This is a genomic window from Trinickia acidisoli (assembly GCF_017315725.1).
Lineage (GTDB): Bacteria > Pseudomonadota > Gammaproteobacteria > Burkholderiales > Burkholderiaceae > Trinickia > Trinickia acidisoli.
On sequence record NZ_JAFLRG010000001.1, the window covers coordinates 585,413 to 610,401 of the forward strand.

Annotated in this window: 22 protein-coding genes; 14 read left to right on the top strand and 8 right to left on the bottom strand. The window is 64.9% G+C overall.

Annotated elements, in window-relative coordinates; translation table 11 throughout:
• Position 1 precedes the first annotated feature (1 nt).
• The 5 genes from J3485_RS02750 (at position 2) to lpxC (ending at position 5,888) form a co-directional block, all read left to right on the top strand.
• Entirely contained in the window at positions 2-943 is a 942-nt protein-coding gene (locus J3485_RS02750; RefSeq protein WP_206951052.1) for a D-alanine--D-alanine ligase, read from the top strand.
• 9 nt (positions 944-952) lie between these two features.
• Complete coding sequence (locus J3485_RS02755) at positions 953-1,714, top strand: cell division protein FtsQ/DivIB (RefSeq protein ID WP_206951053.1); 762 nt, start codon at positions 953-955, stop codon at positions 1,712-1,714.
• A 29-nt stretch (positions 1,715-1,743) separates the two neighbouring features.
• The gene (gene ftsA, locus J3485_RS02760) at positions 1,744-2,976 is read left to right on the top strand and encodes a cell division protein FtsA (RefSeq protein ID WP_206951054.1); all 1,233 of its coding nucleotides are present in this window, start codon (positions 1,744-1,746) and stop codon (positions 2,974-2,976) included.
• Positions 2,977-3,125: 149 nt separating this feature from the next.
• A complete protein-coding gene (gene ftsZ, locus J3485_RS02765; protein WP_206951055.1) occupies positions 3,126-4,325 on the top strand; it encodes a cell division protein FtsZ in 1,200 nt (399 codons plus the stop codon).
• 645 nt (positions 4,326-4,970) lie between these two features.
• Positions 4,971-5,888, top strand: coding sequence for a UDP-3-O-acyl-N-acetylglucosamine deacetylase (gene lpxC, locus J3485_RS02770; protein WP_206951056.1), 918 nt, complete (start codon positions 4,971-4,973; stop codon positions 5,886-5,888).
• 64 nt (positions 5,889-5,952) lie between these two features.
• Here the strand turns inward: lpxC and J3485_RS02775 are convergent, their stop codons facing one another.
• Complete coding sequence (locus tag J3485_RS02775; protein ID WP_206951057.1) at positions 5,953-6,438, bottom strand: DciA family protein; 486 nt, start codon at positions 6,436-6,438, stop codon at positions 5,953-5,955.
• 205 nt (positions 6,439-6,643) lie between these two features.
• Here J3485_RS02775 and secA point away from each other — a divergent pair, with 205 nt between their 5' ends.
• The 4 genes from secA (at position 6,644) to J3485_RS02795 (ending at position 12,120) form a co-directional block, all read left to right on the top strand.
• On the top strand, positions 6,644-9,463 hold the full coding sequence (secA, locus tag J3485_RS02780) for a preprotein translocase subunit SecA (RefSeq protein ID WP_206951058.1): 2,820 nt from the start codon (positions 6,644-6,646) through the stop codon (positions 9,461-9,463).
• Between the two features lie 14 nt (positions 9,464-9,477).
• On the top strand, positions 9,478-10,728 hold the full coding sequence (argJ, locus tag J3485_RS02785) for a bifunctional glutamate N-acetyltransferase/amino-acid acetyltransferase ArgJ (protein ID WP_206951059.1): 1,251 nt from the start codon (positions 9,478-9,480) through the stop codon (positions 10,726-10,728).
• 88 nt (positions 10,729-10,816) lie between these two features.
• The gene (locus J3485_RS02790) at positions 10,817-11,686 is read left to right on the top strand and encodes an ATP-binding protein (RefSeq protein ID WP_206951060.1); all 870 of its coding nucleotides are present in this window, start codon (positions 10,817-10,819) and stop codon (positions 11,684-11,686) included.
• Positions 11,683-12,120 carry an NUDIX domain-containing protein gene (locus J3485_RS02795; RefSeq protein ID WP_206951061.1) on the top strand — a complete coding sequence of 146 codons (438 nt, stop codon included), beginning with the start codon at positions 11,683-11,685 and terminating at the stop codon, positions 12,118-12,120. Before J3485_RS02790 ends, J3485_RS02795 begins: the two co-directional genes overlap by 4 nt.
• A 57-nt stretch (positions 12,121-12,177) precedes the next feature.
• On the opposite strand, the gene yacG is transcribed toward J3485_RS02795, so the two are convergent.
• From yacG to J3485_RS02830, 7 genes are all read right to left on the bottom strand, one after another.
• Positions 12,178-12,369: a DNA gyrase inhibitor YacG gene (yacG, locus tag J3485_RS02800; protein WP_206951062.1), complete on the bottom strand. Its 192-nt coding sequence runs from the start codon at positions 12,367-12,369 to the stop codon at positions 12,178-12,180.
• A 95-nt stretch (positions 12,370-12,464) separates the two neighbouring features.
• Positions 12,465-13,220 (bottom strand): cell division protein ZapD, encoded by a 756-nt coding sequence (zapD, locus tag J3485_RS02805; protein ID WP_206951063.1) that lies wholly within the window; start codon positions 13,218-13,220, stop codon positions 12,465-12,467.
• A gap of 211 nt (positions 13,221-13,431) precedes the next feature.
• Entirely contained in the window at positions 13,432-14,037 is a 606-nt protein-coding gene (gene coaE, locus J3485_RS02810; protein WP_206951064.1) for a dephospho-CoA kinase, read from the bottom strand.
• 4 nt (positions 14,038-14,041) lie between these two features.
• The gene (locus J3485_RS02815; protein WP_374192403.1) at positions 14,042-14,992 is read right to left on the bottom strand and encodes a prepilin peptidase; all 951 of its coding nucleotides are present in this window, start codon (positions 14,990-14,992) and stop codon (positions 14,042-14,044) included.
• 1 nt (position 14,993) lies between these two features.
• Positions 14,994-16,259, bottom strand: coding sequence for a type II secretion system F family protein (locus tag J3485_RS02820; RefSeq protein ID WP_206951065.1), 1,266 nt, complete (start codon positions 16,257-16,259; stop codon positions 14,994-14,996).
• A complete protein-coding gene (locus J3485_RS02825; RefSeq protein ID WP_206951066.1) occupies positions 16,256-17,473 on the bottom strand; it encodes a GspE/PulE family protein in 1,218 nt (405 codons plus the stop codon). Before J3485_RS02825 ends, J3485_RS02820 begins: the two co-directional genes overlap by 4 nt.
• A gap of 105 nt (positions 17,474-17,578) precedes the next feature.
• Positions 17,579-18,871: an HlyC/CorC family transporter gene (locus J3485_RS02830; RefSeq protein ID WP_206951067.1), complete on the bottom strand. Its 1,293-nt coding sequence runs from the start codon at positions 18,869-18,871 to the stop codon at positions 17,579-17,581.
• 352 nt (positions 18,872-19,223) lie between these two features.
• Between J3485_RS02830 and J3485_RS02835 the strand changes: the two genes are divergently transcribed.
• The 5 genes from J3485_RS02835 (at position 19,224) to J3485_RS02855 (ending at position 24,988) form a co-directional block, all read left to right on the top strand.
• Positions 19,224-21,500: a TonB-dependent receptor gene (locus J3485_RS02835; protein WP_206951068.1), complete on the top strand. Its 2,277-nt coding sequence runs from the start codon at positions 19,224-19,226 to the stop codon at positions 21,498-21,500.
• Positions 21,501-21,554: 54 nt separating this feature from the next.
• On the top strand, positions 21,555-22,268 hold the full coding sequence (locus J3485_RS02840) for a MotA/TolQ/ExbB proton channel family protein (RefSeq protein WP_206951069.1): 714 nt from the start codon (positions 21,555-21,557) through the stop codon (positions 22,266-22,268).
• Positions 22,269-22,270: 2 nt separating this feature from the next.
• Positions 22,271-22,672, top strand: coding sequence for an ExbD/TolR family protein (locus J3485_RS02845; RefSeq protein ID WP_206951070.1), 402 nt, complete (start codon positions 22,271-22,273; stop codon positions 22,670-22,672).
• Positions 22,673-22,682: 10 nt separating this feature from the next.
• Positions 22,683-23,435, top strand: a complete 753-nt coding sequence (locus tag J3485_RS29220; RefSeq protein ID WP_206951071.1) for a TonB family protein — start codon at positions 22,683-22,685, stop codon at positions 23,433-23,435.
• Positions 23,436-23,497: 62 nt separating this feature from the next.
• Positions 23,498-24,988, top strand: coding sequence for an alkaline phosphatase family protein (locus tag J3485_RS02855; RefSeq protein WP_206951072.1), 1,491 nt, complete (start codon positions 23,498-23,500; stop codon positions 24,986-24,988).
• Position 24,989 lies beyond the last annotated feature (1 nt).

Below are 24,989 nucleotides of genomic sequence, written 5' to 3' on the forward strand. Positions count from 1 at the left end.
GATGAGTAGCATCGATCCGAAACGTTTCGGCAAAGTGGCCGTCCTGCTTGGTGGAGAATCCGCCGAGCGCGAGGTGTCGCTCAAGTCGGGAACGCTCGTTCTGAAAGCGCTGCGCGACGCCGGCATCGACGCGCACCCGTTCGACCCCGCCGAGCAGCCGTTATCGAAGCTCAAGGACGAAGGCTTCGTGCGCGCGTTCAACGCACTGCACGGCGGTTACGGCGAGAACGGCCAGATCCAGGGCGCGCTCGACTTCTACGGCATTCGCTATACGGGCACCGGCGTGCTCGGCTCGGCGCTCGGCCTCGACAAGTTCCGCACGAAACTCGTCTGGCAGCAGCTGGGCGTGCCGACCCCGCCGTTCGAAGCCGTGCTGCGCGGCGACGACTATGCGGCGCGTGCCGGTGAAATCGTCGCGAAGCTTGGCTTGCCGCTGTTCGTGAAGCCCGCGAGCGAAGGCTCGAGCGTGGCCGTCACGAAAGTAAAGCGCGCCGACGCGCTGCCGGCCGCACTCGAGGAGGCGGCGCAGTTCGACAAGATCGTCGTCGTCGAGAAGAGCATCGACGGCGGAGGCGAGTACACCGCCTGCATCGCCGGCGATCTCGACTTGCCGATCATCCGCATCGTGCCGGCCGGGGAGTTCTACGACTACCACGCGAAGTACGTCGCGGACGACACCCAATACCTGATTCCGTGCGGCCTCGCGGCGGACGAAGAAACGCGGCTGAAGGCGCTGTCGCGGCGTGCGTTCGAGGTGCTCGGCTGCACCGATTGGGGCCGCGCCGACTTCATGCTCGACGGAAACGGCAATGCCTACTTCCTCGAAGTGAACACGGCGCCGGGTATGACCGATCACTCACTGCCGCCGAAAGCGGCGCGCGCGGTCGGCATCGGCTACCAAGAACTCGTGGTCGGCGTGCTCGCGCTGACGCTCAAGGATTGATCGCCGGCCATGTGGAACAACGTACGCCAACTGAACCTCGCCGCCAACGCGCTCTACGCGCTGTTGGCGCTGGTGTTGTTGGCGGCGGGCGGTTATTGGCTCACGCAGCGCCCGGCGTTCGCGCTGCGCACGATCGCGATCGGCGGCGATATCGATCACATCAACGCGCCGACGGTGCGTGCGAGCGTCGTCGGTCATTTGAAGGGCAACTTCTTCACGGTCGATCTCGACAGCGCGCGCCAGGCGTTCGAGCAGATGCCGTGGGTGCGCCGCGCGAGCGTGCGGCGCGTGTGGCCCAATGCGCTCGCGGTGACGCTCGAGGAGTACAAGCCGCTCGGCACGTGGGGCAGCGATCAACTCGTGAGCGTCGACGGCGAGCTGTTCACGGCGAACCAAGGCGAACTCGATGGAGACTTGCCCGCGTTCGACGGGCCGAACGGCACGGAGAAGGAAGTGGTGGCCCGCTACTTCGATTTCAGGAAGTGGCTCGCGCCGCTCGGCGCAACGCCCGACGAGGTGACGCTGTCGCCGCGTTATGCGTGGACCGTGAAGCTGTCGAACGGCACGCAGATCGAGTACGGCCGGGAGCGCAACCCGCAGACGCTAGCCGAGCGCAGCCACCGGCTGACGGCGGCATGGTCGGCGGTGACGGCGCGTTGGGGAAAGGACATCGAATCTGCCGACTTGCGCTATCCGAACGGTTTTGCGATTCGCGCCGCCGGGATGCGCTTTATCGATAACGCGACCGCGGGCAAACCCGCGGCGAAGTAACACATGACACCACACGCCATGAGCACGCTATGAGTAAAGACTACAAGGATCTGCTGGTTGCCCTCGACATCGGCACGGCCAAGGTCGTGGCGATCGTCGCCGAGTTGCGCGGCGAGGGGCATTACGAGGTGATCGGGCTCGGACAAAGCGAATCGAAGGGTCTGAAAAAAGGCGTCGTGGTGAACATCGAGGCCACGGTGCAGTCGATTCAGCGCGCGCTCGAAGAGGCCGAGTTGATGGCGGACTGCAAGATCACCAACGTGTTCACGGGGATCGCGGGCAGTCACATCCGCAGCTTCAATTCGAGCGGGATGGTGGCGATCAAGGACAAGGAAGTGACGCAGGCCGACGTCGCGCGTGTGATCGAGACAGCCAAGGCGATCAACATCCCGACCGATCAGCAGGTGCTGCACATCCTCACGCAGGAATTCATCATCGACGGTCAGGAAGACGTGCGCGAGCCGATCGGCATGAGCGGCATCCGCCTCGAGGTGAAGGTGCACATCGTGACGGGGGCCGTGTCGGCCGCGCAGAACATCGTCAAGTGCGTACGGCGCTGCGGGCTCGAGGTCAACGATTTGATCCTGCAGCCGCTCGCGTCGTCGCTTGCCGTGCTGACCGAAGACGAAAAGGAACTCGGCGTCGTGCTTGTCGACATCGGCGGCGGCACGACCGACATCGCGATCTTCAGCGAAGGCGCGATTCGCCACACGGCCGTGATTCCGATCGCGGGCGATCAGATCACGAGCGACATCGCGATGGCATTGCGCACGCCGACGCCCGACGCCGAGGACATCAAGGTCAGCTACGGCATCGCGAAGCAGGCGCTCGCCGATCCGGACGAAATGATCGAAGTGCCGGGCCTGGGCGAGCGCGGGCCGCGCACGCTGTCGCGCCAAGCGCTCGCGGCCGTGGTCGAGCCGCGCGTCGAAGAGCTGTTCTCGCTCGTGCATCAAGTCGTGCGCGAATCGGGTTACGAGGAACTCTTGAGCTCGGGTGTCGTTCTGACGGGCGGTGCATCGATGATGCCGGGCATGGTCGAGCTCGGCGAAGACATTTTCTTGAAGCCGGTGCGCATCGGCGTGCCGGAATACGCGGGGGGCCTGGCCGACGTCGTGCGCAATCCGCGCTACTCGACGGCGATGGGGCTGCTCGTCGAAGGTTCGTCGCAGCGCATGCGCGGCCGCAAGGTCGCCGTGCAGGCGGGTTCGATGGGGCAGGTTTTCTCGCGGATGAAAGACTGGTTCTTGGGCAATTTTTGATTTCGAAGACGGCTCAACGCGCGTCGCTGCGATGCGCTTCGGGCAGGCAGTGACAGCGCGGGTGCCGGCGGCTCGCGTGCGACGAGGGGTTGCCCGACCCTTCGCCGAATAACGGCCGATACGCTGGATTTTTTCTCGACGGAGGCAATATGGAATTCCAGATGCTGGAAACGGAAACCAACGGCACCATCATCAAGGTGGTGGGCGTTGGCGGCGCTGGCGGCAATGCCGTCCAGCACATGATTAGCAAGGGGGTGCAGGGCGTCGATTTCGTCGTCATGAACACCGACGCGCAGGCGCTATCGCGCTCGCGCGCGTCGCACGTCATTCAGCTCGGCAACACTGGGCTTGGCGCGGGCGCGAAGCCGGAGATGGGACGTGCGGCGGCCGAAGAGGCGCGCGAGCGGATCGCCGATGCGCTGCGCGGCGCGCACATGGTATTCATCACGGCCGGCATGGGCGGCGGCACGGGGACGGGCGCGGCGCCCGTGGTCGCGCAGATCGCCAAGGAGATGGGCATTCTGACCGTGGGCGTCGTGAGCAAGCCGTTCGAATTCGAAGGCGGCAAGCGCATGCGCGTGGCAGAGGCAGGTTCGCAGCAACTGGAGGATCACGTCGACTCGCTGATCGTCGTTCTGAACGACAAGCTGTTCGAGGTGATGGGCGATGACGCCGAGATGGATAAGTGCTTCCAGTGCGCAGACGACGTTCTGAACAACGCGGTTGCCGGCATTGCCGAAATCATCAACGTCGATGGCCTCGTGAACGTCGACTTCGAAGACGTGAAGACGGTGATGGGCGAGCAAGGCAAGGCGATGATGGGCACGGCCACGGTGGCCGGCGTCGATCGTGCTCGTCTGGCGGCCGAGCAGGCCGTCGCGAGCCCGTTGCTCGAAGGCGTCGATCTGTCGGGCGCGCGCGGCGTGCTCGTGAACATCACGTCGAGCCGTTCGCTGCGTTTGTCGGAAACGCGCGAAGTGATGAACACGATCAAGAGCTACGCGGCGGAAGACGCGACGGTGATCTTCGGTGCCGTCTACGACGACGCGATGGGCGACGCGCTGCGCGTGACGGTGGTGGCGACGGGTCTCGGCCGCACGGCGGCGAGCGCGGCGAAGAAGCAGCAAGCGGCGCCGATGACGCTGTTGCGCACGGGCACGGACAACCAGCCCGTGATGCAGCACGGCTACGCGCAGTCGCACGCGAATACGGCCGATTACGGCGCGCTCGACACGCCGGCGGTATGGCGCAACTCGCGCGAAACGGCTGCGTCGCATGTGCAGGCGCTGCAAGAAAAGGGCGTCGACACGTACGACATCCCGGCGTTCCTGCGTAAGCAGGCCGACTGAGCGGTGCAATCGTCGCGCGGGCGCCTCGTGCGCCGCGCCGACGAAGGACGGCATCATGAACGGCAACGGCGTCAGGCGGCTTCGTCCTGTCGGACGACCGGGCGCGGCCATCACCCGAAGCGCGCAAGCGACGCGGGTGGATCGGCTGTCGGCGCGCCCTAGGCCGGGTGGCACGGCGCGTGCGCGTGCATTGAGACGCACGCACGCCAACGCCTCGGGCTGCGACAGGCGGGTTTGGCAGCGAGCGAGCCGGTGAGCGCGTCGTGCCGCGCGGGGTCGGACCGATGCTGAATCGGTATCGACGCTGAGCGCGGCCGGGGGCGGGAACGTGCCGTGCGCATCGCGGGCAAGATGCGCCGGACGACGGCTCGAGCACGGGCAAGCGATCGTCGTCGCTCGCCGGGAGGGTTGCGCGCCGCGTTTCGGTGTTGCGCTGCGGCAACGCGCGCCGTGGTTTTTGTGACGGTCCGTTACGGGCCGGCGGCCGGGAACGCCTCCGTTCCGGCCGCCAGCCTCTTTTGGTCCATGACCGTAACCGGACGAAACAGATTGATACGTCCGCGGAATGAACGCTTCCGTCGGATGGAGTATAATTCCCCCTATTAGTTGAAAATTGCCGATTGAAAATAGCAATCGAACGGAACCATGTTGAAGCAACGCACCATCAAATCGATCGTCAAAACCGTCGGAATCGGCTTGCACTCAGGGCGCAAGGTCGAGCTGACGTTGCGCCCCGCTGCCGCGAATACCGGCATCGTGTTTTCGCGCGTCGATTTGGCGACGCCCGTGGATATTCCGGCTCAGGCGCTATCGATCGGCGATACGCGTCTTGCCTCGGTTCTGCAAAAGGACGGCGTTCGGGTGTCGACGATCGAGCATTTGATGTCGGCATGCGCCGGTTTGGGCATCGATAACCTGTACGTCGACGTCACGGCCGAAGAAATCCCGATTATGGACGGCAGCGCGTCGTCGTTCGTTTTCCTGATGCAATCAGCCGGGGTCGAAGAGCAAAACGCGCCGAAGAAATTCATCAAGGTGGTCAAGCCCGTCGAAGTGCGCGAGGGCGACAAGGTCGCGCGCCTGGACCCGTACTTCGGTTTCAAGCTCAAATTCACGATCGATTTTCGCCATCCTGCCGTCGACAAGACGGGGCAAGCGCTCGAAGTCGATTTTGCGACGACGTCCTACGTGCGGGAAATCGCCCGCGCGCGCACGTTCGGTTTCGCACACGAAGTCGAGATGATGCGCGAGCTCGGGCTGGCGCGCGGCGGCAGCATGGACAATGCGATCGTGCTCGACGAATACCGCATCTTGAACAACGACGGCCTTCGTTACGACGACGAATTCGTCAAGCACAAAATGCTCGATGCGATCGGCGATCTTTACGTGGTCGGTCATCCGCTGCTTGCTTCGTACACGGCGTATAAATCGGGCCACGGTCTGAACAATGCATTGCTGCGCGAGTTGCTCGCGCATGAGGATGCCTACGAAGTGCTGACGTTCGACGATGCGCAGAGCGCGCCGCGCGGCTTCGGCTACGAGGCGCAGACGGCCTTCGCCTGACAGGCGGGCGGCGCTTGCCGCGCACCGGCTGGAAAAGCTTCGAAACGAGCGGCCTGCGGGCCGCTCATTCTTTTTCGTCGACGGGTTTTCCGTGGCGCGTCGCCATCTTCGCGAGGGCCGCCTGCAGCGGCGACGGGGCCAGCGAGCGGCTCAGCGCCTCTAGCGCCGCCGCGCCGGCCGGCGTCATACGCGCCTGCTTCGGTGCGGCCGGCGCTTCGAGCGAGCGCGGGCGCACCTTGATGGCGAGCGTGCGTGCGGCCCATCCGCGCTGCTGCAATTCCGACAACAGCCGCGGCTCCACGTGCCGCAGACGCGCGGCCAACGCGCTGTGCGCCGCGAATAGCGTCAGCGTGCCGTCCTTGATGAATCCCGGCTCGATGTTGGTCGCCAAATAATCCGGCAATAGCTGCGCGAGGTCGCGCTCGAGCGCGGCGACCTGCTCGACGCCGGCGCGTAGCGCGGCGAACGCGTCGGTGCGCCCGAGCACTTCGGCGACGGCCTGGGGCCGGCGCGACGCGGCTGACTTCGAAAATGACGAGAAGCGGCTCATGGCGCGATTGTACCTGGCCGCACGCCGTGCGCCGGCGCGTCGCGCGGCCATGCCTACGACACGGTACGTTAAGGCTCGCGTGCTAAAATGCGCGATTCGAATTCACTCATGGAATAAGCCGCCGAGGCTATCCGAACCCGGGCATCCGCCGTGACCTTCCAGGCGCGCGGGCGCTCGACCGAAGCCGCGACGCATACTCGACCCGATGACCACCGGTTTTCTCCAAAAGATCTTTGGCAGCCGCAATCAGCGTCTCGTCAAGCAGTATCAAAAGACCGTCGCGGTGATCAATGCGCTCGAGCCGCAAATCGAGCAATTGACGGACGACCAACTGCGCGCGAAAACGGACGAATTCCGCCAGCGCGTGGCGAGCGGCGAATCGCTCGACAAATTGCTGCCCGAAGCCTTCGCCGTCTGCCGCGAGGCCAGCCGCCGTGTGCTGAAGATGCGTCACTTCGACGTCCAATTGGTCGGGGGCATGGTGCTGCATTACGGCAAAATTGCCGAAATGCGCACGGGCGAGGGCAAGACGCTCGTCGCGACGCTGGCCGCTTACTTGAACGCGCTGTCGGGGCGCGGCGTGCACGTCGTGACGGTCAACGATTACCTCGCGCAGCGCGATGCCGAGTGGATGGCCAAGCTTTACAACTTCCTCGGCTTGTCGGTCGGCATCAATCTGTCGCAGATGGACCACGAGTCGAAGCAGCAGGCGTATGCGGCCGACATCACGTACGGCACGAACAACGAATTCGGCTTCGATTACCTGCGCGACAACATGGTCTACGAGACCGATTCGCGCGTGCAGCGTTCGCTGAACTTCGCGGTCGTCGACGAAGTGGACTCGATCCTCATCGATGAAGCGCGCACGCCGCTCATCATCTCCGGCCAAGCGGAGGATCACACCGAACTGTACGTGCGGATGAACGCGCTGCCGCCGCTGCTCGAGCAGCAGATCGGTGAGGAGAAGGCCGACGGCACGGGCGTCGAAAAGCCGGGCGACTACACGCTCGACGAAAAGGGTCGCCAAGTGTTCCTGACCGAATCGGGCCACGAAAAGGCCGAGCGCCTGCTTTCCGAATGGGGTTTGATCGGAGAGGGCGAAAGCCTCTATGCGGCGCAGAACATCACGCTGATGCACCACGTGTATGCGGCGCTGCGCGCGCATACGCTGTTCTTCCGCGATCAGCACTACGTCGTGCAAAACGGCGAAGTCGTCATCGTCGACGAATTCACGGGGCGGCTGATGTCGGGCCGCCGCTGGTCGGATGGGTTGCATCAGGCCGTCGAAGCGAAGGAGCACGTCAAGATCCAGAGCGAGAATCAAACGCTCGCCTCGATCACGTTTCAGAACTATTTCCGCATGTACGCGAAGCTGTCGGGCATGACCGGCACGGCCGATACCGAAGCGTACGAATTCAACGAAATCTACGGGCTCGAGACGGTTGTCATCCCGACGAACCGGCCGCCGAAGCGGATCGACCGGCAGGACCAGATCTACAAGACGGCCAAGGAGCGCTACGACGCCGTTATCCGCGATATCCGCGAATGCTATGAGCTCGGCCGGCCGGTACTCGTCGGTACGACGTCGATCGAGAATTCCGAACTGCTGTCGAATTTGCTGACGAAGGCGGGCTTGCCGCACGAAGTGCTGAACGCGAAGCAGCATGCTCGCGAAGCGGCGATCGTGGCCGAAGCCGGGCGGCCCCAGCGCGTGACGATCGCGACGAACATGGCCGGCCGCGGGACCGACATCGTGCTCGGCGGCAACGCGGAGAAGCAAGCGTCGCTGCTCGAGGCCGACGAAGCGATTCCCGCCGACGAAAAGGCCAGTCGAATCCAAGCGCTGCACGATGAATGGCAGGCGCTGCACGATCGGGTGAAGGCCGCGGGCGGTTTGCACATCATCGGTACCGAGCGTCACGAATCGCGCCGCATCGACAATCAGTTGCGCGGCCGCGCGGGCCGCCAGGGCGACCCGGGCTCCTCGCGTTTCTTCCTTTCGCTCGAAGATCCGCTGCTGCGTATTTTCGCCGGCGATCGCGTGCGCTCGATCATGGACCGCCTACGCATGCCCGAGGGCGAAGCGATCGAAGCGGGCATCGTCACGCGGTCGATCGAATCGGCGCAGCGCAAGGTCGAAGCGCGCAACTTCGACATCCGTAAGCAACTGCTCGAATACGACGACGTCGCCAACGATCAGCGCAAGGTGATCTACCAGCAGCGCAACGAACTGCTCGAAGCGCACGACATCACCGAAACGATCACGGCGATGCGCCATGCGGTCGTCACCGACGTCGTGCACGAATTCGTCCCCGCGGGCAGCATCGAAGAGCAATGGAACGCGCCCGAACTCGAGGAAGCGCTGCGCAAGGACTGGCAGCTCGACCTCGCCGTGCAGGAGATGATCAACGAGTCGCAGTCGCTCGATGCCGACGACATCGTCGAAGCGGTGATCGGCGCGGCCGACGAAGGATACGAGGCGAAGGTCACGCTCGTCGGCCGCGAAGCCTTCAGCGCGTTCGAGCGCTCGGTGATGCTGCAGACGCTCGACCGCTGCTGGCGCGAGCATCTCGCCGCGCTCGATCATTTGCGCCAGGGCATCCATCTGCGCGGCTATGCGCAGCAGAACCCCAAGCAAGAGTACAAGCGCGAGGCGTTCGAGCTGTTCGAGGCGCTGCTGAACATCGTGAAGACGGAAGTGACGCGTATCGTCATGAACGTCCAGATTCAATCGCCGGAGCAACTCGAAGAGGCGGTCGAGCAATACGAAGAGCAGGGCAGCCACCTCGAAAACGTGGAATTTCGCCATGTGGAGTTCGCCGAAGCCGCGGCCGTGGCTGCGCCGGCGGCTGCCGCGTCGGCCGATGCCGCCGCCGAGATGATCGGGCACGCCATGAGCCACGGCGCGCATGCGCCGGCGGCCTCGGCGTCCGGCGCGGACGGCATCCCGAAGGTCGGGCGCAACGATCCGTGCCCGTGCGGCAGCGGCAAGAAATACAAGCAGTGTCACGGTAAGCTGGCTTAACCGGATTCACGACCATGGCCGTCAATTTTCCTGAAATCGACCCCGCACAACTGCATCCCGTCGCCGGCGTGACGCTCGGCTATGCGCAGGCGAACATCCGCAAACCGAACCGCAAGGACGTGCTCGTCGTTTCGCTCGACGAAGGCGCGACGGTGGCGGGTGTGTTCACGTCGAACCGCTTCTGTGCGGCACCCGTCACCGTATGTCGCGAACATCTCGCTCACGCGCGTAGCGCGCACGCGAGCGGCAAGGGCATTCGCGCGCTCGTCGTCAACACGGGCAATGCGAACGCCGGCACGGGCGAGCCGGGCCTCGCGCATGCGCGCGAAACCTGCGCCGAGTTGGCGCGTCTGGCGGGCATCGCACCGGAGCAGGTGCTGCCGTTTTCGACCGGCGTCATTCTCGAGCCGCTGCCGATCGATCGGCTCAAGGCGGGCCTGCCCGCTGCGCTCGAATGCCGCGCGGCCGCGCACTGGTACGACGCGGCCCAAGCCATCATGACGACCGACACGTTGCCGAAGGTGGCGTCGGCGCAAGTTCCGATCGAAGGCCATACGGTCACGCTCACGGGCATCAGCAAGGGCGCGGGCATGATCAAGCCGAACATGGCGACGATGCTCGGCTTCCTCGCGTTCGATGCGGCCGTTGCGCAAGACGTGCTCGATGCGCTCGTCAAGGATGTTGCCGATCGCTCGTTCAACTGCATCACGATCGATGGCGATACGTCGACGAACGACTCGTTCATCCTCATCGCGACGGGCAAATCGAGCCTGCCCGCGATCACGTCGGCCGCCGCGCCCGCATACGCGGCGCTGCGCAATGCCGTTGTGCGGCAGGCTCAGACGCTCGCTCAGTTGATCGTCCGTGACGGCGAGGGGGCGACGAAGTTCATGACCGTGCAGGTCGAAGGCGGCGCGAACGAGGGCGAGTGCCGTCAGGTCGCGTATGCGATCGGTCATTCGCCGCTCGTGAAGACGGCGTTCTATGCGTCCGATCCGAATCTCGGCCGTATCCTGGCCGCGATCGGCTACGCCGGCATCGCCGATCTCGACGTGGCGAAGATCGACCTCTATCTCGGCGATGTCCACGTCGCGACAGCCGGTGGGCGCCACCCCGCTTATCGCGAAGAAGACGGCCAGCGCGTGATGAAGGAAAGCGAGATCACGATCCGCGTGCTGCTCGGCCGTGGTTCGGCGCAGGCCACGATCTGGACGTGCGATCTATCGCACGACTACGTGTCGATCAACGCCGACTACCGCTCTTGACGCACGGCCGCGCTTAGGAAGCGGCTTATACCCCATTCCTCGATCGCGCCGGGCTGTTTGCCGCGGCGCCCGACGCCCTACTCCGCTCATGGACAAACTCGAACAGTTTCTGACCCGCGCCGAGGCGTTGCTCGGCCGTCTCGAAGTCATGTTGCCGCCGGCGGCGCCGGACGTCGACTGGTCGGCCGCAGTCGCTTTTCGCTGGCGCAAACGTCAGGGGCGGGGCTATCTGCAGCCGGTGCCGGCCATTTCGTCGATCACCCTTTCCGATTTGCAGAACATCGATCGCCAAAAGGATTTGATCGAGCAGAACACGCGCCAATTCGTGAGCAAGCAGCCGGCGAACAACGTGTTGCTGACGGGCGCGCGCGGTACGGGCAAGTCTTCGCTGATCAAGGCGTGCCTGAATGCGTATGCGAAGGACGGCCTGCGCCTCATCGAAGTCGACAAAGACGATCTGCACGATCTCGGCGACATCACCGAGCTCATCGCATCGCGGCCCGAGCAGTTCATCGTGTTCTGCGACGATCTTTCGTTCGAGGAAGGCGAATCGGGCTACAAAGCGCTGAAAGTTGCGCTCGATGGTTCGGTATCGGCGCAGTCCGACAACGTCCTGATCTACGCGACGTCGAACCGTCGCCACCTCCTGCCCGAGTACATGAGCGACAACGAGACGTACAAGCATACGTCCGACGGCGAAATCCACCCGGGCGAAGTCGTCGAGGAGAAGATTTCGTTGTCCGAACGCTTCGGCTTATGGGTGAGCTTCTACCCCTTCAAGCAGGACGACTACTTGACGATCGTCGCCCACTGGCTGCGCCATTTCGGCTGTCGCGACGAGGACGTCGCCGACGCGCGCGGGGACGCGCTCGTTTGGGCGCTCGAACGTGGGTCGCGCTCGGGCCGCGTCGCGTGGCAATTCGCGCGCGACTGGTCGGGCCGCAGGGCGCGAGCATGACGACGGAGCGTAGCGGCGCGCAGGCCGCCGACCGTTCGCCGACGGGGCGCCCCGTGACGGAAGTCGCCGTTGGCGTGCTCGTTCTGCCCGATGGCCGATATTTACTCGCGCAGCGGCCGACAGGCAAGCCGTACGAAGGGTATTGGGAGTTTCCGGGCGGCAAGCTCGAACCGGGCGAAACAGTCGAGCAAGCCCTTGCACGCGAACTGCACGAGGAACTCGGCATCGATATGACGGTTTGCCATCGCTGGCATACGCTCGAGCACGACTATCCGCATGCCTATGTGCGGCTTTATTTCTGCAAGGTCACGCAGTGGAATGGCGAGCCGCACGGCCGCGAGGGCCAGGCGTTTAGCTGGCAACGACTGCCGGTCGAGGTGGCGCCGCTGCTGCCCGCGGCGATTCCCGTGCTGGAATTGCTCGCCGCTGACTGACGTAACGGCAGCCCGACATGACGACGGCCGATCGCGCCGAGCGGCGTCGCGGCCGGATCAGTTCAGATCGCCGTGTTTGTCGTCGTCCGACGGTGGCTCCTCGTCGGTGCCGCCGATCCGGTACTTTTCATTGGCCCAGGCACCCAGGTCGATCTGCTTGCATCGCTCCGAGCAGAACGGGCGAAACCGATTTTCGGGCGTCCAGCGAACGTCTTTCCCGCAAGCGGGGCATTTGACCACGGTAACCATACTGTCAGGCAATCGTCTTTAGGCCGCCGCAGGCAGCAAGCCACGCACGCGGATGCGCGGTCGGTGTCGCGCGACGGCGCGTGCCGTGCATGTCGTCAAAGACTGCACAGCGTCAATTGGAACGGCACGTCGACGTCGACGGCCCGCGGACGCAGATCCCCATCCTGCACCGTAAAGCGCACCCAGAGCATGTACTTGTTCGCACTTGCTTCGGGAATGACGCGCAATTCGGGCGAAATGCGCACTTGCATCAACTGGTAGGTGCGACCCGATAGCATCTGCTGGTAACTGCCCTGCATCGCCATGACCTTCGACGCTTGACCCGACTCGCGTGCGAGCCGCAGCACGATCGACGCGGCGTCGCGCAGCGGCAAGAGCGGCGTAATCCACTTGACGATGTCTTGCCGGCGCTGATCGGGGTGCAACTGTTGCCAAGCGTAGTAGGAGGGTAAATCGAACTCGCAGGTGCCGCCCGGAATGATCGCGCGGCTGCGAATGCTCGCCAGCCATTCGTTGTCCGAAAGGTGCTGGCCCGTTTTGCCTTGCATCTGAGCGAGGCCCGCGAGCGTCTGCTCGATTTCGCCGAGCACGGCCTCGAGCGCATTTTGCTCGATGCCTGGATTGCCGCGGAACGGCGCAAGCGTTTGGCGCTGGCGCTCGAGTTCCTTCATCAAATCGGACTTCAAGTCCGCCCGGCCCGTGACTTCCGCGATTTCGAACAGCGTCGTCAGCGCGACGTGATGCTCGCGCGCGTCGTCTTGATTCAAAAAGAACGTAAAGCGCTCGAACAGATCTTCGAGACGCAGCAGTGTGCGAATTCGCTCGTTGAACGGATACTCGTAAAGAATCAAGCGGGCTCGCCCCTGACGTCGTGGGTGGTGGGATTGCAGGACATTCTAATGCCGCAGATTGCCCCCCGCAATCGCGGAATCGGGCACTTTTTACTGCGCTCTCATGGAATCGAGCGTTTTGCGATGGTACGCGGTCATTCTCGCTGCGGATTCGACATCTTGTGTTGCGGAGCGTTCTTGGGTTCCGACGCGTTTTAGCAGGATGTCCTCTTCATCTCGAACGCGCGAGTGCCAGGTACCGCCGATGCAAGCGGCGCACTTCCTGTGCCAGTGTTTCGAGCGACGCATTGTCGTTGACGACGATGTCGTCGGCCGCCGCAAGCCGTGCCTCGCGTGCGGCTTGGTGCGCCATGATCGCCAGGACCTGTTCGCGCGAAAACGCGTTGCGGCGCATGACGCGTGCGATTTGCGTCTCGACGCCGCAGTCGACCACGAGCACGCGATCGACGCGCGACTTCCAAGTGCCCGATTCGACGAGCAACGGCACGACGATTACGACGTATGGGCCTTTCGCCGCTTCGCGGTCGCGTGCGGTTTCGGCGCGGATGAGCGGATGGGTGATCGCTTCGAGCCGCGCCTTGGCCGTATTGTCGGAGAACACGAGGGCGCGCATCTTGGCGCGGTCGAGCGAGCCGTCGGGTGCGACGAACTGCGGGCCGAAGGTTTGCTCGATCTGCTGCATGGCGGCGCCGCCCTGCGCCGTGACGCGGTGTGCGATGACGTCCGTGTCGACGATGGCGACGCCGTGCGTTGCGAACAGATCGGCAACGGTCGATTTGCCGCTGCCGATGCCTCCGGTGAGCCCAACGGCGAACATAGCGTCAGCTTCCGAGCAGATGAAAGAGCGGCGTACCCGCGAACAGCGTCACGATGCCGCCGAGCGCGAGGAATGGGCCGAACGGCAGCGGCTCCTCGAACCGCAAGCGCCCCGACCACATGGCGACGAGCCCCGCGGCGGCTCCCGACACGGCCGCAATCAGCACGATCTGCGGCAATGCGGTCCACCCTAGCCACGCGCCCAGCGCCGCGAGCAGCTTGAAGTCGCCGTAACCCATGCCCTCTATTCCGCGCGCGAACCGAAACAGCCAGTAGACGCACCAGAGGAAAACGTACCCCGCGATGGCGCCCGCTACCGCGGCGTGCAGCGTAGCGAACGTATCGTCGAAATTGACGATGAGGCCCGCCCATAGCAGCGGCAGCGTCAGGGAATCGGGCAAGAGGCGCGTTTCCACATCGATGGCGCTCATCGCCAGCAGGGCCGTCGTGAGGCCGAACGCGGCGAGCCCCGTGCCCGTGGGCCCGTAGAAGGCGAGCGCGGCCGCAGCCAACGCCGCGCTCACGAGTTCGACGATCGGGTAGCGCAGGCCGATGGGTGCGCGACAGTCGGAGCATCGGCCGCGCAGCAAGACGTAGCTGAACACGGGGATGTTCTCGTGGGCGCGCAGCACGTGGCCGCAATGCGGGCAAGCGCTGCGCGGCACGCACAGGTTGTATCGCGCAGGCAGGCCGCTCGCGGGGGCGGTTTGCCCGGTTGCCTCGCTGATCTCGAGACGCCAGGCGCGCTCGAGCATGATCGGCAGCCGGTGCGCTACGACGTTGACGAAGCTGCCGATGGCGAGGCCGAACGCGATGGCGAACGCAAATTGCCAGACGGGCGGCAGCGCGCCGAAGGTGGCGCCGATGCCTAGGGATAGGCGCGCGAACGGATCGCTGATGACGGAGGCGTACACGGAGGAGGTCGTGATCATGGCCGAGTGGCGAATGGGGGGCATGCTACACCACGTTGCCCAGTTCGATGACGGGCAGATAAAGCGCGACGACGAGCGCGCCGACCGCGAGCCCCAGGACGATCACGACGAGCGGCTCGGCGCAGGCGGAAGCGAGCGCGAGTTTTTCATCGACCTCCCGCTCGGCCAACTCGGCGCAATCGAGCAGCATCGTATCGAGTGCGCCCGATTCTTCCGCCACCGCGATGGGTTCGACGAGCGCCGCGGGAAAGCAGCCGACGGCGCGCATGGCTGCGGCGAGCCGCTCGCCGCGCCGCAAGCGCACTTCGATTTGTGCATTCGCGGCGTCGAACGTGGCGTTGCCCGTGACGTGCGAGAGCGCGTGCAGCGCATCGGCAAGCGGTGTGCCGGCCGCGAGCAGCGTGCCGAGTGCACGCGACCAGCGCGCCGCTGCGACCGCCCGCGCGAGCGGGCCCACGGCGGGCGTCGCGAGCAGCAAGCGGTCGCGCGCCTCGCGCGCTCGCGGCGAGTGGCGAACGAGGCGTACAGCGACGAGCAACAGCGCGGCGGACGCAGCCAGCGACGGCGGACCCCAGCGCAGCAGCGCGTGCGACAGCGCCATCACCGCGCGCGTCGGCGCTGGCAGCGCGGCGCCGAAGCTGGCGAAGACCTGTTGGAACGTGGGCACGACGAACGCGAGCAGGGCGGCCGTGACGGCAATGGCAAGCAGCAGCACGACGCAAGGATAGGCGAGCGCCGCGCGCAGCTTGCCGCGCTGCGCGGCGGCGCGCTCGCGATGCTCGACGAGGCGGGTGAGCACGAGCGCGAGGTTACCGGTGGCCTCGCCGATTGCCGAAAGCGCCCGGTAGAGCCGGTCGAACTGGCTCGGATAGGCCGCGAGCGCCGACGCGAATCGGTCGCCTCCTGCGATGCGGCGCGCAAGACCGCGGGCGACGCGCGGCATCGCGTCGCGTCGAGCGGTTTGCGCGATGAGATCGAGCGCTTGAGCGAGCGTCAGCCCCGCGCTCAACAGCGTCGCAAGTTGTCGCGTGAACGCTGTCACTTCGCGTGCCGCCGTCCTTGGAGGCCTGGCCGCGCCGGCCTCGACGAGCCGCGCCGCCACGATGCCGGCGGCGCGCAGTTGCGCGCGGGCCGTTGCGGCATCGGGTGCGACGAGCGAGCCGCCGCGGCGTTTGCCGTCGCGAGCGACGCCGCGCCAGCGAAAGCGCCGCTCGCCCGCAGCCGGTTGCTTGGGCGGTGCATGCGGCGCGAAGCGCGTGCCGTCGGGGTGTGCCGATTTGACGTCGCTCATGCGGCATCCGTGGCCGCGATGGCCTCGGCCAAGCTCGTCGCGCCTTCGCGGACGCGCGTGAGCGCTGCTTCGCGCAGGGATGCCGCTCCGTCGGCTTGCGCTTGGCGCGCGATTGCCTGACCGGTTGCGCCGGCGTTCACGAGTTCACGGATGGCGAGGGACGTGGGCATGACTTGATGTATTCCCACGCGGCCTCGGTAGCCGACGCCATGGCAGGCCGGGCAGCCGCGAGCCGCATAGGGCGTCCAATCGCACGGTGTTTCACGGACGAACCCGGCGGCGGCGAGCGCTGCCGGCGCGAGCGAGTCAGGCGTTCGGCAATGGGGGCACAGGTGCCGCACGAGCCGCTGCGCCGTGACGAGCCGCAGCGCGCTAGCAAGGTTGTACGGCGCCACGCCGATGTCGACGAGACGGCCGATCGCACTGGGGGCATCGTTGGTATGCAGCGTTGCGAGCACGAGATGCCCCGTCTGCGCGGCCTTGAGTGCGACGTCGGCCGTTTCGGCGTCGCGAATTTCACCGACCATGATGACGTCCGGGTCTTGCCGAAGCAGCGCCCGCAGCGCGACCGCGAACGTGAGCCCTGTTTTCTCGCGCACGCTGACCTGGTTCACGCCGGCCAGTTGAATTTCAGGAGGATCTTCGACCGTGCATAGATTGCGCGAGTGATCGTTGAGCATCTGCAGGAATGCGTAGAGCGAAAGCGTCTTGCCGCTGCCGGTAGGGCCCGTGACGAGGACGAGCCCGTGCGGTGCGCGAATGGCTGTCTCGACGAGCGGCCTGTGCCGGGCATCGAAGCCGAGCGCGGCAAGCGACAGATCGGGTGGCAGCGCTTCGAGTCGCCGCAATGCGAGCTTTTCTCCATGTACGGTGGGCAGCGCGCTCACGCGGTAGTCTTCGACCTTGCCCGGCGCGACCGCGAGCCGCAGGCGACCGTCTTGCGGGACGCGCCGCTCGGCGATATCCAGGCGCGCGAGCACCTTCACGCGCGTGACGAACGCGTCGCGTAAATTCGCGGGAGGAGACGGCATTTCGTGCAGCACGCCGTCCACGCGCAACCGAATGCGCCAACCGTGCTCGGTAGGCTCGACGTGAATATCGGATGCTCCGCGCTGTGCCGCTCGGTTGAGCGTTTCGGCCAAGAGGCGGGCGGCGGGCCCGTCATCGGGCGGGCCGGGTGCTTCGCGCAGGAAAAACGACAAGGAAGCAGGCATCGAAGAGCGGCGCGGTGCCGTCGAAGAACGCAATGCGACGATCTTCGCCTGCGCCTCACCGGCGCGCTATTCGGCCGATCGGCCAATGCGCGCGATGCTGCGCCGCTAAGCGTGCGAGGGCTTGGAGGCGCGAGCGCCGGGTCTGAACAACTTGACGGTGCGTACGGCTTGATCGTCGCTTTGCAGCACCTCGAGTTGCACGTCGCCGATCTGTAGGCAAACGTCGCCTTCGGGGATCTCTTCTAGCGTCTCGAGGATGAGGCCGTTCAATGTTTTGGGCCCATCGGTGGGCAGCGTGATCTGCAGCCAGCGGTTCAATTCGCGCAGCGGCATGCTGCCGGCCACGATGCATTCGCCGCTGTCCGTCCAGCCCGTGCGCGTGCCGGCGCTACGAGGAATCGACGTCGTGAACTCGCCGATCAACTCTTCGAGGATGTCTTCGGGCGTGACGAGCCCCTCGAGTTCGCCGTACTCGTTGACGACGAGCGCTGTGCGATGGCGCGTTTCCTGGAAGTACTGCAATTGCTGGAAGACGGGGGTGCCCGACGGCACGAAGTACGGATCGGTCAACAGCGCGCGCAGCGTCTCGCGCGTGAGTTCCTGCTTGTGCAGCGCGGCAAGCGTCTTGCGCACGTGCAGGACGCCGACCACGCGATCGATGTCGCCTTGATAGACGATCAGCTTGTTGTGGTAGCACGTTTCGAGCTGATGCAGGATCTCTTCGAACGGCGCGTCGAGATCGAGCGACTCGATTCGCCGGCGCGGGATCATGACGTCTTCGACGGAGATGTTTTCGAGATCGAATAGGTTGAGCAGGATGCTGCGGTGCTTGGTCGGCATGAAGCTGCCCGATTCGAGCACGATTGCGCGCAGCTCTTCGGTGCTCATGCGCTGCTCGCGGCCGCCTTTCGTGTTGATGTGAAGCGCGCGCAAGATCGTGTTCGAGAACAGGTTGACGAACCAGACGACCGGCTTGAGCACGCGCATGAGCGGCGCGATGACGAGGCTGGCTGGCAGCGCGATCTTCTCGGGGAACGTTGCGCCCACGATCTTCGGCGTGATTTCGGCGAAGACGATGATGAGAAAAGCGACGATGCCCGTTGCGATCGACAGGACGAGGTTGTTGCGTCCGAACGTGCGCAGCGCGATCGACGTCGTGAGCACGGGGATGATCGTGTTCAGCAGATTGTTGCCGATGAGCACGACGCCGAGCAGTTGATCGGGGCGGGCGAGCAGGCTTTGCGTCGTCTTCGCGCCGAACGCACCCTTGCCGGCGAGATACTTCAACCGATGGCGGTTGAGCGCCATCATCGCCGTTTCCGAAATCGAGAAAAAGCCGGAGCAGAAAAGTAGAACGAAAACGGCGCCGATCTGCGCCCACAAGGGAATTTGTTCCACGCGTCGTGCTGAAGTGGCAATGAAAGGGATGGCAAGAATATAGCAGAGCGGGTGGGAGCCCTCGGGCCCTAGGCCCTCTGCCGCAAGCGCCGCGTCATGAACGGACTGCCTTGAGTCAGATGCTTTTTCCTCCTACCCGCTCGATCCAAACCACACTTTGAGCCCGAAATGGCTCGTCCGCGGCCTCTGGGCCTAGGCGTGTTCGCCTTGCTGCGCCAACCTTCGCAGGCGAACCGTAAGGCAATCTTAACTACGTAAGTTTTCCATCACGTGTGATTAACGGCCGGTCTTTAGGATGGCGTCCGATCTCAATGCCTTTCCGCCTATCCAACAGAAACAAGGACGCCGAATCATGCAACGTGTGCATGCGCCACTTCGTCTCAAACCGCTGACGCGCTACGTTTTTGCCGCCCTCTGCATGGCGGGCGCCCAGGCCGCTCATGCTCAGGCCACGCAGACTCAGCCCCAGCCCGTGCAGACCCAGCCCACTCCCACTCCGGCCCCCGCCTCGGGCGACCTGGGTTCAGTAAAAAGCACCGCGACGACCGACGTCGACCTCGCCGCCAAGAAGACGGCCAAGCGCGAGAGCGCGCCGGCGAACGCGCCTACGCAATCCTCGCTGGAGGCGACCGAGCCGCAGTCGAAGATCAGCCGCAAGTACATCGAGAACAACGCCGCGCCGACCGCAAACTACAGCGATATCGTTGCGATCGCGCCGAGCGTGATGAATGTCGATCCGAACGGTTCCGGCCTGATGGAGTCGCAGGCGTTGTCGATTCGCGGCTTCCAGGACGGCCAGTACAACGTCACGTTCGACGGCGTGCCGTTCGGCGATTCGAACGACTTCACGCACCACTCGACCTCGTTCTTCACGAACCAGGAGATCGGCTCGATCAACGTCGATCGCGGCCCGGGCGATGCGAGCCAGATCGGCTTCGCGACCTTCGGCGGCACTATCGCCATGGACTCCAAGGAGCCTTCGGCCACGCCGGGCCTTACCGTGTTCGGCTCTTACGGGAGCTGGGACACGGCCCTCGGGGGCCTCGAGTACAACTCGGGCGTGATGCAGAATTGGGGCGATGCGCGCGTGATGGTGGGCGGCACCGACGGCAGCAGCGACGGTTACCTCACGAACGCTTCGCAGCGTCGTCAGAACCTGTACTTCAAGCTCGAAAAGCCGATCGGCAACGATACGCTGCTGACGATATTCGCGGACTACAACAATCTGCACCAGAACGTTTCCTACGGTGCGACGGCCGCGCAGATCGCTCAGTTCGGCCCGGACTACGGCTTGTCCGGCGATCCGACGAGCCAAGCCTACTACGGCTACAACTTCGACAAGATCAACACGGATTTCGAATACTTGAACATCCGCACGAAGCAATTCTCCTGGACGTTCAACAACAAGATCTATACCTACGGGTACTACCACAACGGCTTCAACGGCGCCGATCCGAACGGCGAATCGCCCAACGGCGTGACGACCGATACGGGCGCCGCGCTGCCTGGTGCGAACGATGTGCCGGGCGTCGAGATGAACAACAACTACCGCGCCTGGGGCGACATCTTCAGCGCCGAGCGCGATCTCGGGCCCGGCAAGCTGACCCTTGGCGGCTGGCTCGCGTACCAGACCAACTTCCGCAACAACTTCGACGTCGACGACACGCTCAATTTCGCGCTGCCGCCGTCGGACCCGGTGCTGAACGACACGATGCAAGACACCTTCCTGGTGTTCCAGCCGTTCGCCCAATACGAGTGGAAGCTGCCGCAATACGGTCTGACGATCACGCCGGGCCTGCGCTATGTCGACTTCTCGCGCAACATCTACACGCCCGAGAATCAAAAGACGGGCACGCCGCTCGATTACGGCCATACGTGGACCAAGCTGCTGCCGTCGATCACGGTCAACGAGCGACTCAACCCGAACTGGAGCACGTACGTCCAGTTCGCGCAGGGATACCTCGCGCCCAACCTGAACGTGCTCTACGTCAATGCTCCGGCGGTGTCGGGGCAGCCTGATCCGGAGCAGACCAACAACTACCAGCTCGGCACCGTGTACAAGAGCGATCGCGTCACGTTCGACGCCGACCTGTACTACATCGACTTCCTGAACATGGTGAAGAACCACACCGTCGGCGGCGTCACTTATTTCTCGAACGGCGGCGGCGCCGACTACAAGGGCTTCGAGACGGAAGGCACGGTTTCGCTCGGCCATGGCTTCAATGTCTACGCCAACCTCACGCTCAACTCGGCAAAGTTCAAGGATGGCTCCGGCTGGGTGCAGAGCGCGCCGAAGATGACGGCCGCGGCCGGGCTGCTGTATTCGCGCGGTCCGCTCGACGCATCGGCGATCTTCAAGTTCGTCGGCCGCCAGCCTAACGGTTACACCGATGTCAACGGCAATAGCCAGCCGCTCGGCGGCTACGGCCTGTTCAACCTGGCCGCGACGTACACGATCGACAACCTGACGCCGTGGTCGCACGACACGAAGATCGGCTTGCAGATCGACAACGTGTTCAACCGCACGAGCATCATCGGCACGGCCGGCAACACGGTGGCGCTGGGTACGCCGCTGTTCTGGACTGCGCCGGGCCGCGCCGTCATCGGCACGATCTCGACGACGTTCTGATCGACGATTCGTATTTGTTATTCCTACCGTTGCAGTGCCAAGGAGTTCCGTCTCATGTCTACCGACACGTTGTTGCGCCTCGCCAATCATTCGGGTGGCGTGCTCTATGTCATCGCCGCGCTGCTGTTCGTGGCCTTGACCGTCATCATCGAGCGATCGTGGTATCTGCAGCGTGTCGCGCGGACGACGCGCGCAGCGCTCGAAGCGCTTGATGGTGTCGACACGCCCGGCGCGACGACGCTCGCAAGCTGGGCCGTGCGCGACGAGGGGATGCCGAGCGCCGACCTGTTCGGCACGGCGGGCCGCTTGGCCGGCCAGGCCGATCGCGAGGCGCTGTCGATGCGTCTCGAGGAAGTGGTGATGCGCAAGGCGCCTCAGATCGACCGCTTCTTCTGGGTGCTCGATACGATCGTCACGCTCGCGCCGTTGCTCGGCCTGTTCGGCACCATCGTCGGCATGTTCAACGCGTTTCAAGTGCTGTCCGATCCGGGCAACGCGCCGACGCAGGTGACGGGCGGCGTAGCCGAGGCACTCGTTGCAACCGCCTCGGGCCTGTTCGTGGCGATGATCGGCCTCGTCTTCTTCAACGGGTTGAACAACCGGGTGCGCGTCGTCATGCATCAACTCGACACGCTCAAGACGGCGCTCGTCAACCGCCTAGCGGACGCAGCACGGGGCGCAGCAAGGGACGAAGCGCACGAGGGCGTGAAGCTCGAACGCACCGCGCCGCACGTGGTGGTCAGCTCGCTCCTGCAACACGGAGCCTGAACGTGAAGTATTTCGAGGCGAAGAAGGCGCGCATCGAGATCATCCCGATGATCGACATCATGTTTTTTCTGTTGGTGTTCTTCATCATGATCACGCTGCACATGATTCCGAACGCGGGCCTGCGCACGCAGTTGCCGTCCAGTACGAGCGCGCAGAGCCTGCCGCCGCCGAAGGTCACCGTGACGTTGTCGGCCGACGGCGGCATCTCGGTCGACGGCCGCACCTTGAGCGCCGCGGACCTGACCGCGATGCTCGCTGCGCGTCCGGATCGCGTGCATACAGTCGTGACGATCGCGGGCTCGAAGCAAGCGCAGTTGCAGGCGCTCGTCACGGCGATGGACGCATGCCGTGCAGCGGGCGTCACGCAGGTGTCGCTCGCGGCCCAGCCGAGCCAGGGCAACTGAGATGCAGGCCGTGACCATCGAAACGCGACCGCCATCCCCTATCCAGACTCCGCAGACTCCGCCCGTCGTGCGAGCGCGTAATCCGCTTTATCGGTCGGCCGCGCTTGCGTTGGCGGCCGAGGCGCTGATGCTGGCCGGCATGTTGGTCTGGCTCGCGCATCCGCGCGAACTGCCGTCGCCCCCGCCGATGACGATTGCGCTCGCGCCGCCCGTGCAGGCGCCAGAACCCGTGCCGCCCGCACCGCCTGCACCGCCGAAGCCGCTGCCCAAGCCGGTCGCGCAGCCTCGTCGCGTGCCGCTCGTGCATCAGGTGCGGCACCTCGAGCATGTGGCGCACGTCGAGCCCGCTGCGCAGCCGCAGGCCGCGCAGCAACCGGTGGCACCGCCCGCGCCAGCGCCGATCCCGACTGCCGCTCCGACCGAGGCTGCGCCCGTTTCCCATCGAGCGCCGCCGCCGAGCCCACCGTCGCGGCCGGATGCCAGTTTCGACGCCGAGCTGCGCGCCGCCATCCAGGCCGCGCTGCACTACCCGGAAGCGGCTCGTATGGCCGGGATGGATGGTCGCGCGCGCGTCGCCTTCGTCTATCGCGACGGCGCGGTGTCCGATGTCCGGCTCGTGCTGTCGAGCGGCGTCGGCATGCTCGATCGCGCCGCGCTCGCCGCGGTGCGCAATGCGGCTTATCCGCAGCCGCCGGCGGCATTTGCCGGCAAAAGCCTATCCGAACAATTGTGGGTCAACTTCAATCTAGACAACCAAGAATGAAAGCGTTCGCTGCTCCGTTTGCCTCCCCGCTCGTTTCTTTGTGCATCGCCACGTTCGCGTGTGTGGCCGCTCCGGTCCAGGCAGCATTGCCGGCCGGCGCCCCTGTTCATCACGTTCTCCTGATCAGCGTCGACGGCCTGCACGGCTCGGATCTCGCGCACTTTGCCTCGGCGCATCCGGACAGCACGCTGGCCAAGCTCAGGGATGAAGGCGTCGCCTATACGAACGCACATACCGTCGTGCCCGCCGATTCGTTCCCAGGCCTGATGGCGCTCGTTACCGGCGGTACGCCCGCGGTGACCGGCGTGTACTACGACGACAGCTACGACCGCAGCCTCGCCGCGCCCGGCAGCGATTGCAGCAAGCTCGGCACGCGCGTGCGCTACGACGAGAGCGTCGATACCGGCAAGCAGAATGTGATCGACGCCAGCAAGATGCCGCGCGATCCGAAGAACGGGTGCGTGCCGTTGTTTCCGCATGCGTACCTGCGCGTGAACACGATCTTCGACGCCGTGCGCGATGCGGGCGGTTATACGGCATGGATCGACAAACATCCGACCTATGAAATCGTGCAAGGCCCGTCGGGCCACGGCGTGGACGACCTCTTCCTACCGGAGATCGGCGCGAACTACGAGGGCATGAACAACGTGTCCACCACCGAGATCACCGGTTCGCTGGCCAAGACCGAGCGTTACGACGCAATGAAGGCTCGTGCGATTCTGAACCAGATCGACGGGCGCACGCACGACGGCAGCAAGGATGCGCCGGTGCCGAACGTCTTCGGCATGAACTTCCAGTCGGTCAATGTCGGCGAGAAGCTGCACGGCTGGCGCGACGCGGACGGTAACCTCACACCGGGCCTCGACGCGGCAATCGGCTTCGTCGACCGCTTGCTGGGCGGTTTCGTGCAGGAGCTCGACAAGAAAGGTTTGCGCGACGATACGCTGATCGTGATCACGGCCAAGCACGGCAACGGCCCCATCGATCGGGCCCTGCTGCATAAGATCGACAGCGACAAACTCGAGCAGGCCGTGCGAGACGCCGCACCCGGCGCGCTTGCCCAGATCACCGTCGATCATGGCGCGCTGATCTGGCTCAAGGATCCGTCGGCCACCGCGAAGATTGCGGCAGCCTTGCGCGCGCATGCGAAGGAACTGGGCATTCGCGATGTGCTGCACGGCACGCGCTTGGCCCGACTGTTCCCGTCTCCGACGAAGGACAGCCGCACGCCGGACCTCGTCGTGGTGACGCGCGACGGTGTCATCTACACGTCACCCAATGATGGCAAGCTGGCCGAGCACGGAGGATTTCACGACGACGACACGAGCGTTGCGTTGATCCTGTCGAGCCCGCGGCTCGCCGGCGGCCGACGCGTCCGGTATCCGGTCTCGACGACGGAGGTCGCGCCGACCGTGGTCAGCGCGCTCGGCCTCTCGCCCGACACGCTGCAGGCCGTCGTGCGCGAAGGTGCCGGCATACTGCCGGGCGTCAACTGGACCTCTCCTCATGCACTCGCTCAGAACGAAGCCGGCGGTACGCGCGTCGGCCCGTAAT

What these genes read in the sequence shown, in the direction of transcription:
- J3485_RS02750 (WP_206951052.1), top strand. Translation starts at nt 2, where the DNA reads ATGAGTAGCATCGATCCGAAACGTTTCGGCAAAGTGGCCGTCCTGCTT.
- J3485_RS02755 (WP_206951053.1), top strand. Translation starts at nt 953, where the DNA reads ATGTGGAACAACGTACGCCAACTGAACCTCGCCGCCAACGCGCTCTAC.
- ftsA (WP_206951054.1), top strand. Translation starts at nt 1,744, where the DNA reads ATGAGTAAAGACTACAAGGATCTGCTGGTTGCCCTCGACATCGGCACG.
- ftsZ (WP_206951055.1), top strand. Translation starts at nt 3,126, where the DNA reads ATGGAATTCCAGATGCTGGAAACGGAAACCAACGGCACCATCATCAAG.
- lpxC (WP_206951056.1), top strand. Translation starts at nt 4,971, where the DNA reads ATGTTGAAGCAACGCACCATCAAATCGATCGTCAAAACCGTCGGAATC.
- J3485_RS02775 (WP_206951057.1), bottom strand. Translation starts at nt 6,438, where the DNA reads ATGAGCCGCTTCTCGTCATTTTCGAAGTCAGCCGCGTCGCGCCGGCCC.
- secA (WP_206951058.1), top strand. Translation starts at nt 6,644, where the DNA reads ATGACCACCGGTTTTCTCCAAAAGATCTTTGGCAGCCGCAATCAGCGT.
- argJ (WP_206951059.1), top strand. Translation starts at nt 9,478, where the DNA reads ATGGCCGTCAATTTTCCTGAAATCGACCCCGCACAACTGCATCCCGTC.
- J3485_RS02790 (WP_206951060.1), top strand. Translation starts at nt 10,817, where the DNA reads ATGGACAAACTCGAACAGTTTCTGACCCGCGCCGAGGCGTTGCTCGGC.
- J3485_RS02795 (WP_206951061.1), top strand. Translation starts at nt 11,683, where the DNA reads ATGACGACGGAGCGTAGCGGCGCGCAGGCCGCCGACCGTTCGCCGACG.
- yacG (WP_206951062.1), bottom strand. Translation starts at nt 12,369, where the DNA reads ATGGTTACCGTGGTCAAATGCCCCGCTTGCGGGAAAGACGTTCGCTGG.
- coaE (WP_206951064.1), bottom strand. Translation starts at nt 14,037, where the DNA reads ATGTTCGCCGTTGGGCTCACCGGAGGCATCGGCAGCGGCAAATCGACC.
- J3485_RS02815 (WP_374192403.1), bottom strand. Translation starts at nt 14,992, where the DNA reads ATGCCCCCCATTCGCCACTCGGCCATGATCACGACCTCCTCCGTGTAC.
- J3485_RS02820 (WP_206951065.1), bottom strand. Translation starts at nt 16,259, where the DNA reads ATGAGCGACGTCAAATCGGCACACCCCGACGGCACGCGCTTCGCGCCG.
- J3485_RS02825 (WP_206951066.1), bottom strand. Translation starts at nt 17,473, where the DNA reads ATGCCTGCTTCCTTGTCGTTTTTCCTGCGCGAAGCACCCGGCCCGCCC.
- J3485_RS02835 (WP_206951068.1), top strand. Translation starts at nt 19,224, where the DNA reads ATGCAACGTGTGCATGCGCCACTTCGTCTCAAACCGCTGACGCGCTAC.
- J3485_RS02840 (WP_206951069.1), top strand. Translation starts at nt 21,555, where the DNA reads ATGTCTACCGACACGTTGTTGCGCCTCGCCAATCATTCGGGTGGCGTG.